This is a genomic window from Paraburkholderia sp. A1RI-2L (genome assembly GCF_048957375.1).
GTDB lineage: Bacteria > Pseudomonadota > Gammaproteobacteria > Burkholderiales > Burkholderiaceae > Paraburkholderia.
On record NZ_JARBTA010000005.1, the window covers coordinates 416,791 to 435,279 of the forward strand.

Below are 18,489 nucleotides of genomic sequence, written 5' to 3' on the forward strand. Positions count from 1 at the left end.
GCGAGCGACGCGCTCGACGCGGCAGGCTCAATGCGCGCCTGCCGCGCCGCCGCCCCCCGAACCCTTCGTCGACTTCGTGATCCAGATGAGCGGAATGATCGCGAGAAAGATGATCGCCGAGATATAGAAAATGTCGTTCAGGCCCATCATCGCGGCCTGGGTCGAGAGCTGGAAATCGAACAGCGTGTGCGCCGAGGGTTCGCTCAGATGCAGCGCGGCCTGCGTCTGCGTCATCGACTGCATGAAGATCGGGTTGTTGACCGAAGCCTGCTCGGTGAGGCGCGCGTGGTGCAGGATCGTGCGGTTGTTCCACGCGCTCGTCGCGATCGACGTGCCCACGGCGCCGCAGAACACGCGCACGAAATTCGACAGCCCCGCGGCGGCGGGAATGCGCTGCGGCGGCTGCCCCGCGAGGATGATCGCCGTGAGCGGCACGAAGAACAGCGCCATCGGCACGCCTTGCAGCAGCGTGGGCAGCACGAGATGCCAGGTGTCGATCTCGATCACGTACTTCGAGCGCATGAAGAACACCACGGCGAACAGCACGAACGCGGCCGTCGCGATCATGCGCGCGTCGGTGCGCGGCAGCACGCGTCCGACCACGGGCGACAGCAGCAGCGCGAAGATGCCGAGCGGCGCGGTCACGAGGCCCGCATCCACCGAGCGGTAGTTCAGGTACTCCTGCATCCATTGCGGCAGCAGCACCAGATTGCCGAAAAACACTCCATAGGCCACCGAGATCGCGATGGTCCCGCCCAGAAAATTGCGCTGCGAAAAGAGCCGCAAGTCGACGATCGGATGCTCCTCGGTGAGCTCCCACACCAGAAAGAACGCGAAGCTCACGAGCGCGACGATCCCGAGCGTCACGATCACGGGCGAGGCGAACCAGTCGAGGTCCTTGCCCTTGTCGAGCAGGATCTGCAGCGAAGCGACCCAGGCGATCAGCAGACCCAGGCCCACCACGTCGATGGGCGGCTTGCGCGTGGCCGATTCGCGGCGCCGATAGATCGACCACACGATCGAGGCGGCGAACAGGCCCACTGGAATGTTGATGTAGAAGATCCACGACCAGTTGTAGCTGTCGGTGATCCAGCCGCCCAGCGCGGGACCCGCGATCGGGCCGACAGTGGTGGTCATCGCCCAGAACGCGAGCGCGCTGGCCGACTTGTCGCGCGGCCAGGAACCCAGCAGGATGGCCTGCGAGAGGGGGATCAGCGGGCCCGCCACGGCGCCTTGCAAGACGCGCGCGACGAGCAGGATCGGCAGGGTCGGCGCGATCCCGCACAGCCACGAAGCCAGCACGAACGACAGGATCGAGCACACGAACAGGCGCACCTGGCCGAAGCGCTGCGTGAGCCAGCCGGTGAGCGGAATGGACACGGCGTTGGCCGCCGCGAACACCGTGATGACCCACGTGCCTTCGTCCACCGAGACGCCGAGGTCGCCCGAGATGGTCGGGATGGCCACGTTGGCAATCGAGGTGTCGAGCACGTTCATGAAGGTTGCCAGCGAGACCGCGACGGTTCCAAGGAGCAGCTTGCCTCCGTGGAGCGGAGGCGGCGGCGCGGGGGGCGGCGCGGACGGCGAGGCCGATGGGGCGGCGGGCTGGTTCAAGCATCTTCTCCGCGAATGCTGGGGCAGCGGGGGGAGCGGGGCAATGCGCGCGCGGACTCGCGCGGCGGACCGGATGTGCGGCAAGGATACCCGCAATCGCGCCACGGCATGGGCGGGCGTGAAAGCATCCCCAGGCGGCGCAGGGACTTCGTCTGGCCGCGCCCGCGTTGATGTCATTACACTTGCCTTTCGTTTGACGGGCGGCGCAGGGCGGGCATACGCGGGCCGCAAAGGCGGCGTATGCTGGCGGCAGTCCGGTCTATCGGCGCTAGCGGGCGAAGTCGGTGGCGAAGTCGGTGGCGCAAGCAGCGGAAAAATGGCGGCAGCAAAGCCGCGGCAAGACGACAGGGGGTCAAGACCATGAGTTGGGAACCATTCGATGGCGGCTGGCGTCTCGCGCCGGCCGAAGGCGCGGCGCGCGCGCTCGTCGTGCTGCTGCACGGCGTGGGGAGCAATGCGCGCGATCTGATGCCGCTAGCCGACGCCTGGCGCGAGGCGCTGCCAGGCGTCGCGTTCGCCTCGCTCGACGGCAACGAGCCGTTCGACGGCGGCTTTGGCGGGCGGCAGTGGTTCACGCTGCGCGATGTGAATGAGGCCAACCGCGCCGCGCGTGTGGCGGCGGCGGCGCCGGTGCTGGAGCAGCGTCTTGTCAGCGAGCTCGCGCATTGGGGGCTCGGCTTCGAGCGCCTCGCGCTGGTGGGTTTCTCGCAGGGGGCGATTATGTCCCTATACCACGCGGCGACGCAGCCCGAGGGGGCGGCGGCCGTGGTCGCCTACGCGGGACGTCTCGTCACGCCGGTCGTCGCGAAGAGCCGCACGCCGATCACGCTCGTGCACGGCGAGGACGACGATGTGATACCGGTGATGGAGCTGGAGCGCGCTGCTTTCGCGTTCAGCGACGCGGGTTATGCCGTGGCGGCGTTCGCGCTGCCGGGCGTGGGTCATACGATTACGGCGCAAGGCGCGATGCTCGGGCGCGACGCGCTGGTGCGGGCGCTGGGATAGCGCTTTCGCTTCACCACGCCGCGCAGCGCGACCCATGATGGCGCGCCGCGCGGTCCTTCCAGCACATTCCGGAAATATGGCAGTCCGAATTTACTCGCGGCCATGCGCATGCGCGTCGAGCTTGTGCTCGGCGGCTTCGCCCACGAGGCCCGCGTAGTAGAGATGCACGCCGATGGCCAGCGAGTCGTTGCGGATCTCGTGAAAGGCCTTCCATGCCTTCACCGGATCCTTGAACACGAGGTAGTGCGCTTCCTGCGCGACGAGTTGCGCGACCTCGTGCAGGCCGTGGCCGTGCAGGACATCGACGAGGGCGTCGAGGCTGCGGTGCGTGCGCGCGTCGGTGCGCGGGTAGAGCATGTGGAGCACCGCCACGCGTTCGGATGCGAGCGCCGCCGAGAGCGCGACCACGATGTCCTGGTGATTGAGCGCGGTGACGGCGGCGTCTTCTGCAAGCTCGTCCTCTGCGAACAGGGTATCGACCGAAATGTTCATCTGTTGATTCCTCATCATGTTGTGCACACCGACCGGAGAGGGCGCGGCATGCGAGGCAGTATGTCAGAGCGAATCGGCCCCATGTTGCACTGCGCAAGCAAAATATTGTTGCAATAATCGATGTTAAGGCTGTTGAAAGCCTGCAATATTGCTGGTCAGGAGAGGCATTGTTGCTGGCATCGCTATCAATGGATGTTGCGCTGCGCCGTAAAATGCGGCGTGCGGTCGCAAGGTGGTTTGCAACGATTGTTGCGGCAGATTTTGCAGCAGGTCTTGCAGCCAGGCGGCCGGAAATACACCATGCAAGGACAAGTCATGATCGATGCAACGACCCACGCCACACTCACGATCCCCGGCCACGCAAAAGGCGTTGAACTGCCGGTCTACAAGGGCACGACGGGCCCGGACGTGATCGACATCCGCAAGCTGTACGGCCAGACCGGCATGTTCACGTATGACCCGGGCTTCATGTCGACGGCGGCGTGCAACTCGGCCATTACCTACATCGACGGCGACAAGGGCGAGCTGCGCTATCGCGGCTACCCGATCGACAACCTCGCGCAGAACGCCGACTTCCTCGAGACCTGCTACCTGCTGCTGAAGGGCGAACTGCCCACGCAGCAGCAAAAAGACGAATTCGTTGCGATGGTCACGAACCACACGATGGTTCACGAGCAGATGCACTTTTTCTTCCGGGGGTTCCGCCGTGATGCGCATCCGATGGCGATTCTGGTGGCGGCGGTGGGCGCGCTGTCCGCGTTCTATCACGACTCGCTCGACATCAACGATCCGACGCACCGTGAAGTGTCCGCGATCCGCATGATCGCCAAACTGCCGACGCTCGTCGCCATGGCGTACAAGTACACGATCGGCCAGCCGTTCGTGTATCCGCGCAACGACCTCTCGTACAGCGCGAATTTCATGCAGATGATGTTTTCCACGCCGAGCGAGGAGTACAAGGTCAACGACGTGCTGGTGCGCGCGCTCGACCGTATCCTGATCCTGCACGCGGACCACGAGCAGAACGCCTCGACCTCGACCGTGCGTCTCGCGGGCTCGTCGGGCGCGAATCCGTTCGCGTGTATCGCGGCCGGTATCGCGTGTCTGTGGGGCCCGGCGCACGGCGGTGCGAACGAAGCCGCGCTGAACATGCTCGAAGAGATCGGCTCGGTCGACAACATCCCCGAGTTCATCAAGCAGGTCAAGGACAAGAACTCGGGCGTGAAGCTGATGGGCTTCGGTCACCGCGTCTACAAGAACTACGATCCGCGCGCGAAGCTCATGCGCGAAACGTGCCACGAAGTGCTCGAGGAGCTCGGCCTGCACGACGATCCGCTGTTCAAGCTCGCCATGGCGCTCGAAAAGATCGCTCTGGAAGACGAATACTTCGTGTCGCGCAAGCTGTACCCGAACGTCGACTTCTACTCGGGTATCGTGCAGCGCGCACTGGGCATCCCCACGTCGATGTTCACCTGCATCTTCGCGATGGCGCGCACGGTGGGCTGGATCGCGCAGTGGAACGAAATGATCGCCGACCCCGAGCAGAAGATCGGCCGTCCGCGTCAGCTTTCGTGGGCGAAACCTCGCGCGAGGCCACGCCGATCGCCGCGCGCTGATTGCGCATCGCGCCGCGGTGAAACTGCAGTGAACCTGCGGCCTCCTGTTCGGACAAAGCTTTCGCAGGCCAGGCGCTCGAGCCACTACAATCGTGGCAATCGAGCCAGCGCGAACCGACCAGGAGGCACGCGATGCAGGATCCCGAATCACTCGGTGGCGTCACCCGCGAGGGCGGCGTGGACCATCCCGTTCACGAAACCGATAGCGCATTTATCGCGCCTGAAACACCCGAGATCGCAAGTGCGGATCAGCACGTGCTCAAGTCGGGCGACACCTTCATCGTCAACGATTCACAAGGCGACATCACCGGCGTGGACGATGGTCTGTTCGTCAACGACACGCGTGTGCTGTCGTCGCTGCGCCTCACCTTCGGCGGGCGCAGGCCGTCGCTGCTCTCGGGCAGCGTGAGCAGCGACAATACGGCATTCACCGCGCATCTGACCAACCGCCCGCTGCCGCCGCTCGGCGGCTCGACCACGCCCGAGGGCGTGATTCACGTCGAGCGCGAGCGCGTGCTCTCGGGCACCATGATGACCGAGGCCATCGAGCTCACGAACTACGGCACCCAGGAAGCGGTCGTGCCGCTGTCGATCTCGTTCGCGAGCGACTTCCGCGACATGTTCGAGGTGCGCGGCCTGAAGCGCGAGCGGCAGGGCACGGTCGTGCCGCCGCGCGTGGAAGACGGCGAGGTGCGGCTCGAATATATCGGCCTCGATAAAGTCGCGCGGCGCGTGCGCATCGAATTCTCGCCCGCGCCGGACAAGCTCTTCGCCGACCGCGCCGACTTCACCGTGGCGCTGCCCGCGCAGGCGTGCGTGTCGGTTTACCTCACGGTGGCCATCGAAGTGGAGCCGCTATCAGGCGCCGCGTCCGGCGCGTCGAGCGCGGGCATCATCCAGGCGCCGAATTGCCTTGCCGACTCGAAGGAATCGCGCGTGGGCCGCGCGGCCGTGCGCGCCGCGCTGGTCGACGCGCACATCGTGATGCGCGAGCGCCGCCGCGCGGCGGCGCACGTGCGTTCGAGCAATCCGCTCTTCAATGCGTGGATCAACCGTTCGATCGCCGACCTCGGCCTGCTCACCACCGATCTGCCCACCGGCCCGTATCCCTATGCGGGCATTCCATGGTTCTCTACGCCGTTCGGCCGCGACGCGATCATCACGTCGCTGCAGACGCTGTGGCTCACGCCCGCGCTGGCGAGCGGCGTGCTGCGTTTTCTCGCGGCGCATCAGGCGCTGGAGGACTCGGCGTTCCGCGATGCGGCAGTCGGCAAGATCATGCACGAGATGCGCAAGAGCGAAATGGCCGCCACGGGCGAAGTGCCGTTCGCGCTCTACTACGGCGGCGTGGACTCCACGCCGCTGTTCGTCGTGCTGGCGGGCGCCTATGCGGAGCGCACCGGCGATCTGGCGCTCATCGACGAGCTGTGGCCTGCGCTCGAGCGCGCGGCGGGCTGGGTCGCGGGCGTATGCGAGCGCAATCCGCTCGGCCTGCTCGATTACAAGCGCGAGTCGGAAGGCGGCCTTGCGAACCAGGGCTGGAAGGACAGCCACGATTCGGTGTTCCATGCCGATGGCCGCTTCCCCGATGGCCCGATCGCGCTGGTCGAAGTGCAGGCCTATGCGAGCGCGGCCTTCGAGACGATGGCGAAGTTCGCCACCCATCGCGGCCTCATTGAAGACGCCGCGCGCTATGCGGCCCGCGCCGCCAAGATTCGCCGTTGCGTGGAAGACAAGTACTGGATGGCGGACTCCGGGTTCTACGGCATCGCGCTCGACGGCCACGGCGAGCTGTGCCGCGTGCTCGCGTCGAATGCGGGGCATCTGCTGGCCTTCGGCCTGCCCGAGTACGAACGCGGGCGCGCCGTGGCCGGCGTGCTGGAGTCGGCGCTGTTTCATACGGGCTGGGGCGTGCGCACGCTGGCGGCGGGCCAGGCGCGCTTCAACCCGATGGCCTATCACAACGGCTCGGTCTGGCCGCACGACAATGCGCTATGCGCGCGCGGGCTCGCGCGCTACGGCCGCAAGGAAGCGGCCGTGCGGCTGTTGCAGGCGCTGTTCGAGGCCGCGGTCACGTTCGACATGCGCCTGCCCGAGCTGTTCTGCGGCTTCCCGCAGCGCCGCGGCGAGCCGCCCACCGCGTATCCGGTGGCGTGCCTGCCGCAGGCATGGGCCGCGGGTTCGCCGTTCATGATGCTCGAAGCGTGCCTCGGCGTGAGCATCGACGCGGCGCGCCACGAAGTGCGCGTCGAGCAGCCCATGCTGCCCGACGGCATCGACTGGCTCGAAGTGGGCGATCTGCGCGTGGGCAACGCCGCGGTAACGCTCACGTTCCGGCGCGTCGACGGCAAGGTGGTGGCATCGGCGGATCGCAGCGACGTGAAGGTCGTCGCGGTGCTGTGAAGTTGCATCTCCTGGCGCTTGCAGCGCTTCGGCGCCGGGCTGGAACACGGCGATGCCGGACCGGTCTGGCACTCTGGCCCCCCGGCAGCTTCGGCCGGCGCAGTCGCTTACGCAGGCGCAGTTGCTTACGCAAATAGGACTTTGGTCCGATTGTCCCGGTCAGGCGGCCATCCCATGCTGAAGAGCAGAGGGTGTCTCATCCCCTCTACGTACGGCGGGCCGTCGCGGCGGGCAAACTCCGCGAGCGACGGCTTTTTTCCGATCATCGTTCGTTCTACCTGGCATTGAGCCGGGGAGGCATCGTGGGCTTGTGTATGAAACGCCTCATCCGTGTCATCGTTGTCGCGGGACTGCTGCCGGCGAGTCTCGCGAGCGCCGGGCCGATCGTCTACCCGGCGAAGGGCCAAAGCCAGGCGCAGCAGCAGAAGGACCAAAGTGCGTGTTACTCGTGGGCCAAGAGCAATACCGGCATCGACCCCAAGCAGTTGTCCGCCGCGCCTGCGCCTTCCGGGCCGGCCGTCGGCGGCGGCGAGCGGGGCGGCGGCGCGGCGCGCGGCGCGGCGGGCGGCGCGGTGATCGGCGCGATCGCGGGCGATGCCGGCAAGGGCGCGGCCATTGGCGCGGTAGGCGGCACGATGGTCGGCGGCGCGCGGGCGCGCCAGAATCAGCGCAACGCGCAGGCCAATGCGCAAGCCCAGTCGCAGGGCGCCATGGATACCTTCAATCGCGCCTTCGGCGCCTGCATGGAAGGGCGCGGCTACACGATCAAGTAGCCCAGCCAGATGTAGGACCAAGGTCCGATAGGTCCTTTCGTTTGCATTTGACATCATAGGACCACAGTAGCGGCAGCGCGAAACGTCAGCTCCGTGATGGAAGCGTGCGTTGCGGGGCTTTTGAAGCCAATCGGAGGACGCTAATGAATCGAAGGACTTTTGTGCTTAGGGCTGCGCTGATGCCCGCTGCGGTGAGCATGGCCATCTCGGGTTGCAGCACGACCACCAGCAGCGGCGAGAGCCCGACAACCGACGCGTTGAAGCGTCAGCAGATCGATGCCGCCGTGGACAGCACGATGTCGAGATTGTACGCGACGGTGAAAGGCGCGCAGGAGCTGGTGACCAAATCGCGCGGCGTGCTCGCGTTTCCTTCCGTCGTCAAGGCCGCTTTCATTGCCGGCGCGGCGTATGGGGAAGGCTCTTTGCGCGTGGGCGGCATGACCTCCGGCTATTACAGCACGGCGGCGGCGTCGTTCGGATTCCAGGCGGGCGCGCAGTCGACGGCGATCGTCTACCTGTTCATGACGCAGGAAGCGCTCGACAAATTCCGCAATTCGTCGGGCTGGTCGGTCGGCGGCGATGTGCAGGTTTCGCTCGTCAAGCTGGGCGCGAACGGCAGCATCGATACGCGAACCGCAACGGCGCCTGTGCTGGCGTTCGTGATGACCAACACCGGGCTGATGGCGGATGCGTCGCTGTCGGGCGCCAAAGTGACGAAGCTCAATCTGTAGAACGGAGAGATCCATGCAGAAGTTAAAACTGTTGGCCGCCGCGATGCTCATGGGTGCTGCCCAGCTGGTATGCGCACAGGGACAAGCTGACGTGGCAGTGGCGAAAGCGCCGGGCAAGGTCAAGGTCATGGGCGTGCATACGGTGACGGCGGAGGTGTTGAACGTCGACCCCGCAACACGCGTTGTCAGGCTCAAGCGCTCCGACGGCAAGACCTTCGAGGTTCAGGTCGGCGAGGAAGCCCGCAATTTCGATCAGCTCAGGATTGGCGACAAGGTCACCGCGACGTATCGCGAGGCCCTCTCGCTGAGCCTGAAGAAGGGCGGCAACGGGGTGGCTTCGGTCGATGCGCCGGCGCCCACGATCGAGCGCGCGGCAAGCGGCGCGTCGCCAGGCGGTACCGTCGCCCGGCAAGTGAAGGTGGTGGCGAACGTGGTGGCCGTCCACCCGAAGAGCAAGACCGTCACGCTCAAGGGGCCGGAGGGTAACACCGTCGACGTGATGGTCGAAGACCCCGCCCAGCTGGCGAACATCAAGAAGGGCGACCAGGTCGAGGCCGTATACACCGAGGCCCTGGCCATCTCGGTCCAGCCGCTTAACACGAAGTAGCGCAGGAACCGCATTAGCGAAGCAGTCAGGTGCGCCGCGCATGCTGGGTATGCACATGCGCGGCCGCGACCCTACATCTAGCCGCAGATCGCCAGGCGTTGATGGCTCGGAAGCGACCAATGCCCGGACCGGCTTCGTCCTGGTGAATCGAATGAGCGCTTCGAGTCAATCTGTGGCGATCGTGGACGACGAAGAATCGGTTGGGCGCGCGATTGGGCGTCTGTTGAAGTCCGCGGGCATCGAGGCCGTTGTTTTCACGAGCGGCGAGGCCTTTCTCGAGGCCTTGCAGGCGATGCCCCCGTATCGGCCGGCCTGCGTGATTCTCGATTTCCAGATGCCGGGGCTGAGCGGCCTCGACGTGCAACAGCGCCTCTCGGGCACCGGTCTGCCCGTCATCATCATTACGGCTTACGACGGACCGCGTGTGCGCGAGCAGGCGCGCGCAGGGGGCGCGCTGGCTTATCTGTGCAAGCCGTTCGACGAATCGGACCTCATCGACGCTGTGCGCGCCGTGCTCGACGAGGATCCGGACGCCTGAGCCGGTATGTCGCCATGAGAGCCCAGTCCGATAGCGATCACCGCGATCACCGCGATCACCGCGATCACCGCGATCACCGCGATCACCGCGATCACCGCGATCACCGCGATCACCGCGATCACCGCGATCACCATCCCGCGCCTGCGGGATTGCTGCTGTGTCACGACTGCGATCTGCTGCAGCGGCGCGCGCCGTGTCCGCAGGGCGGCGTGCTGCGCTGCATGCGCTGCGGCGCGGAGCTCGAACGCGATCATGCCGATAGCGGGACGCGTTCGCTCGCGCTCGCAGCGGCGGCGCTCCTGCTGTTCGTCATCTCCAACCTCTATCCGATCGTGGGCCTCGCGGTCAACGGCAATGTCGTCCAGGCGACGCTGTGGGGTTCCGTCGAGATGCTGTACCGCGACGGCATGTGGCCGATCTCGGGCCTCGTGTTCATCACCACGATGATGATGCCCGCCACGCAGATCGTGGCGCTGCTGTGGCTGCTCGTGCCGCTCGCGCTCGGGCGCAAGCCGTGGCGCGCGAACATCGTGTTTCGCGTGATGGGCGTCGCGCGCTCGTGGGGCATGACCGAAGTGCTGATCCTTGGATTACTGGTCGCGCTCGTCAAGCTCGCCCATATCGCCACGGTCGTGACCGGCACGGCGTTATGGTCGTTCGGCGCGCTGATGATCGTGCTCGCCGGCGCGGGCGCGTCGCTCGATGTGGCCGCCGTCTGGCACCGCATCGCGCCGATGCCCGCGCCGCAGGATCCGCAGCGATCGGGGGCGCCCCTGCCCGGGTTCACCGGCGCGACCTGTGGCATCGCGTTGTGCCCCTGCTGCGAGCTGCTGGTGCGCATGCCGGCGCACGCAGGCGCGCTGGCGTGCCCGCGCTGCGCCACTGCGCTGCATTTGCGCAAGCCCGCGAGCCTTTCGCGCACGTGGGCGTTTTTGCTGGCGTCGATCGTGCTGTACGTGCCGGCGAACGTGATGCCGGTGATGGACACGAGCTCGCTGTTCGGCACGCAGAAAGACACCATCATGAGCGGCGTGGCCTATCTATGGGTGTCGGGCTCGTGGCCGCTCGCGGTGCTGGTGTTCATCGCGAGCATTGCGGTGCCCATGGTGAAGATACTCGGCCTTGCTTATCTGGCGTGGTCGGCGCAGCGCGCTTCGAAATGGCTGCCCGGCGAGCGCGCGCGCATTTACCGGATGATCGAGCTGATTGGCCGCTGGTCGATGCTCGACATTTATGTCGTCACGATGCTGGTCGCGCTGGTGCAGTTCAGCGCGCTCGCGATGATCAAGGCCGGGCCCGCCGCCATCGCCTTCGGGGCGGTCGTGGTGATGACGATGTTCGCCGCGAACGCGTTCGATCCGCGCCTCATCTGGGACCCCGTGGAGTTCGATCATGCCTGATCCCGGCCCTGGCGGCGCGTTGCCGGATCTCCCGCAGGCGAGGCCGGTGGCGGGCTCGCGCTGGCGCATGCAGCTGGTCTGGCTGGTGCCGATCGTCGCGCTGCTGATCGGCGGCTGGCTCGCCGTGAAGGCGGTGCTCGAAGAGGGGCCGACGGTCACCATCAGTTTTCGCAGCGGCGATGGGCTCGAGGCCGGCAAGACCAAGATCAAGTACAAGGACGTGGACATCGGCATCGTGAAGTCGGTGACGCTGTCACGCGATCACAAGCGCGTGATCGCCACCGGCGAGCTCGTGAAGGACGCGGCGGACATGCTCGTCGACAACACGCGCTTCTGGGTCGTGCGTCCGCGCATTTCCGGCGGCACGGTGTCGGGTCTCGGCACGCTGCTGTCGGGCTCCTACGTCGGCATGGACGAGGGCAATTCGAAAAAGGCCCGCCACGATTTCGTCGGCCTCGAAGTGCCGCCGGTGTTTCCGAGCGACATTCCCGGCCGCGAATTCGTGCTCCGTAGCGCGGACATGGGCTCGATCGACGCCGGCTCTCCGGTGTTCTTCCGCCGCCTGCAGGTCGGGCAGATTTCCTCGTACGAACTCGACCCGAACGGCAAGGGCGTGACGATGCATGTGTTCGTGAACGCGCCATACGACCGCTACGTGCGCAGCGATACGCGCTTCTGGCATGCGAGCGGGCTCGACGTGTCGCTGAGCTCCGATGGCGTGCAGATCAATACCCAATCCTTCGTCTCGATGCTGATCGGCGGCATTGCCTTCGAGACGCCGGACAGCGACCGCAACACGCCCGAGGCCGCCGAAAACACGCACTTCGACCTGTACGAAACGCGCACGGAAGCAATGCGGCCGCATGACCGCATCGTCGATACCTATATCGTGACCTTCTACGACTCGGTGCGCGGTTTGACCGTGGGTGCGCCGGTCGATTTCCGCGGCGTCGAGATCGGCGAGGTCACGCGCATCTTCACGCGCTTCGATCCGGTCAAGCGCCAGTTCAGCGTGCCCGTCGAGATCAACCTGTATCCGGAGCGCTTCACTTCGCGCTATCAGAACGGTCAGAAGCAGGCTGGGCGCATTGCGTCGTCGCCGCGCGAGCTTGCCGACTTCCTGGTAGCCAGCGGCTTCCGCTTCCAGTTGCGCTCGGGCAACCCGCTCACCGGGCAGCTATATCTCGCGTTCGATCTTTTCCCGGATTCGCCGAAGGCGACGATCGACTGGACCAAAACGCCGCCCGAGCTGCCGACTGCTCCGCGCACGCTCCAGTCGCTGCAGGAGTCGCTGACACGTCTGCTCGCGAAGCTCAACGGCATTCCGTTCGACCAGCTCGGCGCGCAGGCGCAGCAAACGCTGCAGAACACCAACGACGTGATCAAGAAGCTGGGCACCGATGTCGTGCCGCAGGCGCAAGGCACCTTGTCGTCGGCGCGCTCGGCGCTCGAAGCGGCGAATTCCGCCTTGCAGCCCGATACGCAATTGCAGCAGAACACCAGCGACGCCATGCGCGAACTGGCCCGCACGGCGGCTTCGGTGCGCAACCTCACGGATTATCTGGAGCGGCATCCGGAGGCGGTGGTGCGCGGCAAGCCGGGAGACAGCCCATGACGCGCGCCCGCCTGCTCGCCGCCGGCCTTATCGCGCTGGCCGCGCTGCTCGCCGGCGCGGGCTGCAGGTCAACCTCGCCGACGTTTTACGTCATGCACGGCGATGCGCAGCGCACCGATCCGTCCGCGCGCGCGACCATGAACATCGTCGTGAGTCCCGTTACGGTGCCCGACATCGTCGACCGTCCGCAGATCGTCACGCGCGGCGCCGGCAACCAGATCGAGCTGAACGAATTCGCGCGCTGGGCCGAGCCGCTGAAGACGAATATCGCCCGTGTGATTGCCGCCGATCTTGGGCAGCGTCTGGATACGGCGCGGGTCACGTCGTTCGAGACGGGCGCGAGCGCGGCATCGGAGTGGCATGTGCGCGTGGATGTCGTGAGCATCGATAGCGTGCGTGGCGAGGCCGTGACGATCGACGCGCAATGGGTCGTGCGCCCGCCTGGCAAGGGCGCGCCCGTGCTGGGGCAGACGGTGGCTCGCGAAGCGGTCGATGGGCGCGATTATGGCGCGCTGGTGGCGGCGCATGAGCGGGCGCTTGGGGTGATCAGTACGGATATTGCCGAGGTGATTCGTCGGGGAGCGGCGCCTTGAGCGCAACCCGGTACTATGGGGTGGTCGCGAAAGCGCAATAGCATCGACCTGAAATCTGCATGGGGTTCCCTTCGAATCATGCAACCAGACAAGTCAGATCTCAACGGCTCGCATCCCGCGAACGGGATGCAAGGATGGCTGCGCTGGCTGCCCGGCCTCGTCACGCTGAAGGAATACCGCCTCAGCTGGTTGCCGCGCGACGTCGCGGCGGGGCTCGTCCTGACCACCATGCTCGTGCCGGTGGGCATCGCCTACGCAGAGGCATCGGGCGTTCCTGGCGTCTATGGTCTCTACGCGACGATCATTCCGTTGCTGGCCTATGCGGTGTTCGGGCCGAGCCGGATTCTGGTCCTCGGGCCCGACTCCGCGCTCGCGGCGCCGATTCTGGCCGTCGTGGCGGCGACGGCCGGCGGCGATCCCGCGCGCGCGATCGCCGTCGCCAGCATGATGGCCATCGTGTCCGGCGCGTTCTGCATCGTCATGGGATTGCTGCGTCTCGGGTTCGTGACCGAGCTGCTCTCCAAGCCGATTCGCTACGGCTACATGAACGGCATCGCCATTGCCGTGCTGGTCAGCCAGCTGCCCAAGCTGTTCGCCATTTCCGTCGACGAGGGCGGTCCGTTGCGGGACCTGCTGAGACTCGCCGTGGCGATCGCCGACGGCAAAGCCAACTGGTACAGCTTCGCGGTGGGCCTCGGAAGTCTGGTTCTGATCCTGTTCCTCAAGCGCTTCGAAAAGGTGCCGGGCATTCTGATAGCCGTTGTGGTCGCAACCTTGTGCGTGAGCGTGTTCAATCTCGATAGCCACGGCGTCAAGGTGCTCGGCAAGATTCCGCAGGGCTTGCCGTCGTTTGCGATTCCCTGGGCGAGCGGCGCCGATCTGACCAGGATCGTTTTGGGCGGCTGCGCGGTCGCGCTGATCTCGTTCGCGGACACCAGCGTGCTGTCGCGCACCTTCGCGGCCCGGTTCCATAGCCGCGTCGATCCGAGCCAGGAGATGGTGGGTCTGGGCATCGCCAATCTGGCGGCGGGCTTCTTTCACGGCTTCCCGATCAGCAGCAGCTCGTCGCGCACGCCGGTCGCGGAAGCCGCGGGCGCGCAAACCCAGCTGACCGGGGCGGTGGGCGCGCTGGCTGTCGCGGCATTGCTGCTCGCGGCGCCGAATCTGATGCGCTATCTGCCCAACAGCGCGCTTGCCGCGGTGGTTATCGCGGCCGCTATCGGCCTGTTCGAATTCGCCGACCTCAAGCGCATCTATCGCATCCAGCAATGGGAGTTCTGGCTTTCGATGGTGTGCTTCGCGGGCGTCGCGGTGTTCGGCGCGATTCCCGGCATCGGCATCGCGGTGGTCATCGCGATCATCGAATTCCTGTGGGATGGCTGGCGGCCGCATTACGCGATTCTCGGCCGCGTGGAAGATGTGCGCGGGTACCACGACATCGAGCGCTACCCGCAGGCCGAGCGGATTCCCGGGCTCGTGCTGTTCCGCTGGGACGCGCCGCTGTTTTTTGCCAATGCGGAGCTGTTCCAGGAGCGTCTGCTGCAGGCGGTCGATACCTCGCCCACGCCGGTGCGCAGAATCGTGGTGGCCGCCGAGCCCGTGACCAGTGTGGACGTCACTTCCGCCGACATGCTGCGCGAACTCGTCCGCGTGCTGGACGAGCGCGGCATCGCCTTGCATTTTGCCGAGATGAAGGACCCCGTGCGCGACAAGCTCGAGCGTTTCGAACTGATGCCGCTGATTGGCAGCGAGCGCTTTCATCCGACCGTGGGCAGCGCGGTCGACGATTACCTCGGCGCAACGGACGCCGATCCGCAAGCGTGCCATCGCGGCGCGCCCCGACCCTGAAGCGCGGGCGGGGCTGCGCGTGCCGCTATTGCGAGTTTGTGCCGGGTTGTGCGCCAGATTGCGCGCCGGATTCTGCGCCGGCTGGTTTGGCCGATTGCGTGTCGGCTTGCGTGTCTTGCTCTTTCGTCCAGCCGGGGCCCGGGTCGAATGAGGTTATCGCTTCGGCCCTCGCCGCGCTGTCGGGGCCGAGGTCGCGCTCGTAGACCTGCCCGTAGTGGCTCACCATGAAGGTCTTGATGCCGGTGTCGCCGTATTTGACCGGCCATGCAATCACGCCGAAGCCGCCGAACAACTGGCCGCGCACGAGGTAGTCGTAGGCGCCGCCGGGGGCGTGCGGCCCCTGCGAGGTCAGCAGCTTGTAGTGGTAGCCGTAGTAGCCGCTGCTCTCTTTCATGCGCGCGCCCGCGGTGACGAACGCTTCACCGAGCGGGCTCGGATCTTCGTTGTCCCCGGTGGGCCAGTAAAGTCCGTCGTGCTTGCCGGGCGTGCTGGCGAGACGGCGCGCATAGACGTAAGTATCGCTGCCGTCGTGGTAGGTCGAGGCGTATTCGCGCTGCGCGTCGTAGATCGCGAGCATCGTCTGGATCACCGCGAGCTCGTTGCGGCCGATGCGGCGCACGCGCATTTCCTCGGCGCCCGCCGTCATGTCGAAATGCCAGCCGCGGGCGTCCTTGACGAGCGGCACCGGGAATGTCCAGCCGTCGTTGCCAACCGCGATATGGGCGTGGTTCTCGCCGGCGGGCTGGATCGCATGCGAGACCTTCCACTGCTCGAGGAAGGTCTCGCGGATTTGCGCGCCGGTCGGCGGCAGGAACTGCCGGAAGTCCGCGCCGAACAGTTTCCTCAGTTCTGCCTCGTTGTTGCCGGACACCGCATCGCCGAACGCGCTCATGGCCGCTTCGGGCGTGGCGAATGAAGCCGGCGCCGTGGCGGCGAACGGCCGCGCGGGATTGATTGCGAGCGCAACCGTCAACGCCGCCGCGATCGCGACGCGGGTGGCGGGGCGAAGTCGCTGAAGCGGCCGAAGTGGCTTAAGTAGCCGAAGTGGCGATCGTTCTTTCATGTTCGTTCTCCCTAGCGTCTGCCGCCGCCACGACCGCCGCCGCCTGCACGCACGCCGCCGCCGCCACCACCGCCACGATTGAAACCCGAGGAGCCCATGCTCGACCTGCCACGGTTGATATCGCGTTGCGTGGCGCTGCCGCCGCCCACGCCCTGGAAGGCGCTGTCGCGTCCGCCGCCGGCATAGCCGCCGCGTCCTCCGGGGCCGCCAGCACCGCCCGCGCCACCCACGCCACCGGGTCTCCCGGCGCCGCCCACGCCTCCAGGACCGCCAGCACCGCCAGCACCGCCAGCGCCTCCGGGTCTGCCAGCACCACCGACGCCGCCCGGTTTCCCAGGTCCGCCCACGCCGCCAGCGCCACCGACGCCGCCCGGCTTTCCGGGTCCGCCTACGCCGCCAGCGCCACCGACGCCGCCCGGTTTCCCAGGTCCGCCCACGCCGCCCGCACCACCCACGCCGCCCGGCCGGCCAGCACCGCCCACGCCTCCCGGTCCACCGGCGCCACTCGTGCGGCCGCGATAGTCGCGGCGGGCATCGCCGCCCGGCACATTACGTGCAAACTTCTCGCGCGAGGCGTTGTCGCGGTACGCGACACCCTGGCGGTGGCCGGGGTCGTGGCTCCACCTGCCGCCCTGGACCTTGGAGCTGTCGAAGTTGCGGTTGACGTTTCTGGCCTTGTTGACGTTGATGTTGACGTCGCCGCCACCCCAGTTGCAGTTGCCGAATATCGCGCCCGCCGCCGCGAGTCCGACGCCCCATGCGAAGCCCGTCATCAGCGCGCCGCCAGGGTAGTACGCGGGAGGCGGAGGCCAATAGGTCGGCGGATAGGCCGGATAGCTCCACGCGCCATACACCACGGTCGGGTTATAGGCGGGGACGTAAATCACCTCGGGGTTGGTGGGCTCGATGCGCACGACGGTCTGCCCGCCTTGCTGCTGGGGCTGCTCGACGATCACCTGCTGCTGCTCGTTCGACTTCAGGTTGCCGGCATCCTGAGCGCGGGCGCGCAGCCGCTGCACGGCGTCCAGCACGTCTTTTTCCTGGGCCAGGAAGGCGTCGCCGAGCTTCTGCGTCCAGTCGATTTTGTCGTTCATCGGCTCCAGAATCTGGGGAAACGCAACCAGCGATTTCACGCTGGTGTCCCACTGTTGATCCTGCACGGCCTTGACCGCTTCATCGCCCTTGAGTTTCGGATGCTCCTTGGACCAGCGCGCCGCGTGGACGACTTCCAGCGGATAGGTCGAAGCCATCAGAACCGTGGCGAGCACCGAGTCGGGGTAGAGCGCGATGGGCGCGACGAGCGCCTCGATCTCTTCGGGTTTATAGCTTGCGGATGGCGCCGGCTCTTGCGCGAGCGCCACGCACGACACGGCGCTCACCAACACCAGCAACAGCAGTCGGAACGCGCCGGAGATTCGCTTAGTCCACCAGATCATGGCCACTTCTCCCATTGTCCAGTCGAACCCGCCGATGCGCGGGTCGCGGCATGACGCAGCCGAGGAAGGTTATCGTTGCATACTCGCCATTGCGGCCAGCCGTAGCAATCGGACCAGAGTCCTATTGACTATTCAGATACGCGTACCGCGAATCAATATCCTCTGGGCGTATTAGTTTTGGCGTATGAAGCGCCCAGCAAATTTTCTTATTGTTCATATAATAAGCGATGCCTTGAATTCGGGCGTGATTTCCTTGTGTTGCCTGGAAGAGAACCGGGTATAACGCGTGTTTGAAATCCGGTAGTGATTAAGTAAAGTGATAGAGTCCGTGCGCAGCGCAAACGCGCATCGCGGCGCCAATCGAATGAGGTGATCTCATGATTCTGTCTCGCGTCCCATGGCGGCTATTGCTGATAACGCTGGCTATTGCATCGTTCTGCATGGGGCCGGCTCACGCGCAAATGGGTGCGCCGGGAATGAAACAAATGCAGGATGCGCAACGCAAGGCGGAGCATAAGGCGAGGACGAGCAAGCAGCCCCCGCCGCACAGTCAATCCTCGCAGCACAAGGACGCCGGCAGTGCCATGCCGGCATCGTCGCCATAAACACGAAGCGTGCTGCGCGCCAATCAATGTGCAATGCATATCGTGTAGACGAATCGGGAAAAATTGCCGGAACGCGGAATAAAGTTTACAAAAAGTTCATTTTTCCCCTTTATAATTTACGCGTGCTCGCCAGAGGTATTAAGCACGCAT

At 65.9% G+C, this 18,489-nt stretch carries 15 protein-coding genes and 1 pseudogene; 11 read left to right on the forward strand and 5 right to left on the reverse strand.

Annotated elements, in window-relative coordinates:
- Positions 1-27: 27 nt before the first annotated feature.
- Positions 28-1,614, reverse strand: a complete 1,587-nt coding sequence (locus PWP93_RS34565) for a DHA2 family efflux MFS transporter permease subunit (RefSeq protein ID WP_421048021.1) — start codon at positions 1,612-1,614, stop codon at positions 28-30.
- 360 nt (positions 1,615-1,974) lie between these two features.
- On the opposite strand from PWP93_RS34565, the gene PWP93_RS34570 reads away from it, so the two are divergent.
- The gene (locus PWP93_RS34570; protein ID WP_421048022.1) at positions 1,975-2,619 is read left to right on the forward strand and encodes an alpha/beta hydrolase; all 645 of its coding nucleotides are present in this window, start codon (positions 1,975-1,977) and stop codon (positions 2,617-2,619) included.
- A gap of 90 nt (positions 2,620-2,709) precedes the next feature.
- Here PWP93_RS34570 and PWP93_RS34575 read toward each other — a convergent pair whose 3' ends face one another.
- Together PWP93_RS34575 and PWP93_RS34580 are read right to left on the reverse strand one after the other, a co-directional pair.
- Positions 2,710-3,111: a hypothetical protein gene (locus PWP93_RS34575; protein ID WP_421025541.1), complete on the reverse strand. Its 402-nt coding sequence runs from the start codon at positions 3,109-3,111 to the stop codon at positions 2,710-2,712.
- Positions 3,112-3,234: 123 nt separating this feature from the next.
- A complete protein-coding gene (locus tag PWP93_RS34580) occupies positions 3,235-3,423 on the reverse strand; it encodes a hypothetical protein (protein ID WP_421048023.1) in 189 nt (62 codons plus the stop codon).
- A gap of 3 nt (positions 3,424-3,426) precedes the next feature.
- Here PWP93_RS34580 and gltA point away from each other — a divergent pair.
- The 10 genes and pseudogenes from gltA (at position 3,427) to PWP93_RS34630 (ending at position 15,235) form a co-directional block, all read left to right on the forward strand.
- Positions 3,427-4,727, forward strand: a pseudogene (gltA, locus tag PWP93_RS34585) (citrate synthase).
- Positions 4,728-4,859: 132 nt separating this feature from the next.
- Positions 4,860-7,130 carry a glycogen debranching N-terminal domain-containing protein gene (locus PWP93_RS34590; RefSeq protein ID WP_421048024.1) on the forward strand — a complete coding sequence of 757 codons (2,271 nt, stop codon included), beginning with the start codon at positions 4,860-4,862 and terminating at the stop codon, positions 7,128-7,130.
- 314 nt (positions 7,131-7,444) lie between these two features.
- Positions 7,445-7,903: a glycine zipper domain-containing protein gene (locus PWP93_RS34595; RefSeq protein ID WP_421048025.1), complete on the forward strand. Its 459-nt coding sequence runs from the start codon at positions 7,445-7,447 to the stop codon at positions 7,901-7,903.
- Between the two features lie 143 nt (positions 7,904-8,046).
- Entirely contained in the window at positions 8,047-8,634 is a 588-nt protein-coding gene (locus PWP93_RS34600; protein WP_421025538.1) for a YSC84-related protein, read from the forward strand.
- A gap of 13 nt (positions 8,635-8,647) precedes the next feature.
- Positions 8,648-9,241, forward strand: coding sequence for a hypothetical protein (locus tag PWP93_RS34605; protein WP_421025537.1), 594 nt, complete (start codon positions 8,648-8,650; stop codon positions 9,239-9,241).
- A 151-nt stretch (positions 9,242-9,392) separates the two neighbouring features.
- Positions 9,393-9,779, forward strand: a complete 387-nt coding sequence (locus PWP93_RS34610; protein ID WP_421048026.1) for a response regulator transcription factor — start codon at positions 9,393-9,395, stop codon at positions 9,777-9,779.
- 14 nt (positions 9,780-9,793) lie between these two features.
- A complete protein-coding gene (locus PWP93_RS34615; protein ID WP_421048027.1) occupies positions 9,794-11,179 on the forward strand; it encodes a paraquat-inducible protein A in 1,386 nt (461 codons plus the stop codon).
- Positions 11,172-12,794: an intermembrane transport protein PqiB gene (locus PWP93_RS34620; RefSeq protein WP_421025534.1), complete on the forward strand. Its 1,623-nt coding sequence runs from the start codon at positions 11,172-11,174 to the stop codon at positions 12,792-12,794. Before PWP93_RS34615 ends, PWP93_RS34620 begins: the two co-directional genes overlap by 8 nt.
- A complete protein-coding gene (locus PWP93_RS34625; RefSeq protein ID WP_421048028.1) occupies positions 12,791-13,387 on the forward strand; it encodes a PqiC family protein in 597 nt (198 codons plus the stop codon). The genes PWP93_RS34620 and PWP93_RS34625 overlap by 4 nt, the downstream gene beginning before the upstream one ends.
- 78 nt (positions 13,388-13,465) lie before the next feature.
- Positions 13,466-15,235: a SulP family inorganic anion transporter gene (locus tag PWP93_RS34630; RefSeq protein WP_421048029.1), complete on the forward strand. Its 1,770-nt coding sequence runs from the start codon at positions 13,466-13,468 to the stop codon at positions 15,233-15,235.
- Between the two features lie 25 nt (positions 15,236-15,260).
- Here the strand turns inward: PWP93_RS34630 and PWP93_RS34635 are convergent, their stop codons facing one another.
- Both PWP93_RS34635 and PWP93_RS34640 read right to left on the reverse strand, forming a co-directional pair.
- Complete coding sequence (locus tag PWP93_RS34635) at positions 15,261-16,298, reverse strand: DUF2950 domain-containing protein (RefSeq protein ID WP_421048030.1); 1,038 nt, start codon at positions 16,296-16,298, stop codon at positions 15,261-15,263.
- Positions 16,299-16,309: 11 nt separating this feature from the next.
- Positions 16,310-17,734, reverse strand: coding sequence for a DUF3300 domain-containing protein (locus tag PWP93_RS34640; protein WP_421048031.1), 1,425 nt, complete (start codon positions 17,732-17,734; stop codon positions 16,310-16,312).
- Positions 17,735-18,489: the final 755 nt, after the last annotated feature.

Coding starts and splice junctions, on each gene's coding strand:
- PWP93_RS34610 (WP_421048026.1), top strand. CDS start 9,393: ATGAGCGCTTCGAGTCAATCTGTGGCGATCGTGGACGACGAAGAATCG.
- PWP93_RS34640 (WP_421048031.1), bottom strand. CDS start 17,734: ATGATCTGGTGGACTAAGCGAATCTCCGGCGCGTTCCGACTGCTGTTG.
- PWP93_RS34605 (WP_421025537.1), top strand. CDS start 8,648: ATGCAGAAGTTAAAACTGTTGGCCGCCGCGATGCTCATGGGTGCTGCC.
- PWP93_RS34620 (WP_421025534.1), top strand. CDS start 11,172: ATGCCTGATCCCGGCCCTGGCGGCGCGTTGCCGGATCTCCCGCAGGCG.
- PWP93_RS34595 (WP_421048025.1), top strand. CDS start 7,445: ATGAAACGCCTCATCCGTGTCATCGTTGTCGCGGGACTGCTGCCGGCG.
- PWP93_RS34625 (WP_421048028.1), top strand. CDS start 12,791: ATGACGCGCGCCCGCCTGCTCGCCGCCGGCCTTATCGCGCTGGCCGCG.
- PWP93_RS34635 (WP_421048030.1), bottom strand. CDS start 16,298: ATGAAAGAACGATCGCCACTTCGGCTACTTAAGCCACTTCGGCCGCTT.
- PWP93_RS34590 (WP_421048024.1), top strand. CDS start 4,860: ATGCAGGATCCCGAATCACTCGGTGGCGTCACCCGCGAGGGCGGCGTG.
- PWP93_RS34600 (WP_421025538.1), top strand. CDS start 8,047: ATGAATCGAAGGACTTTTGTGCTTAGGGCTGCGCTGATGCCCGCTGCG.
- PWP93_RS34570 (WP_421048022.1), top strand. CDS start 1,975: ATGAGTTGGGAACCATTCGATGGCGGCTGGCGTCTCGCGCCGGCCGAA.
- PWP93_RS34615 (WP_421048027.1), top strand. CDS start 9,794: ATGAGAGCCCAGTCCGATAGCGATCACCGCGATCACCGCGATCACCGC.
- PWP93_RS34575 (WP_421025541.1), bottom strand. CDS start 3,111: ATGAACATTTCGGTCGATACCCTGTTCGCAGAGGACGAGCTTGCAGAA.
- PWP93_RS34630 (WP_421048029.1), top strand. CDS start 13,466: ATGCAACCAGACAAGTCAGATCTCAACGGCTCGCATCCCGCGAACGGG.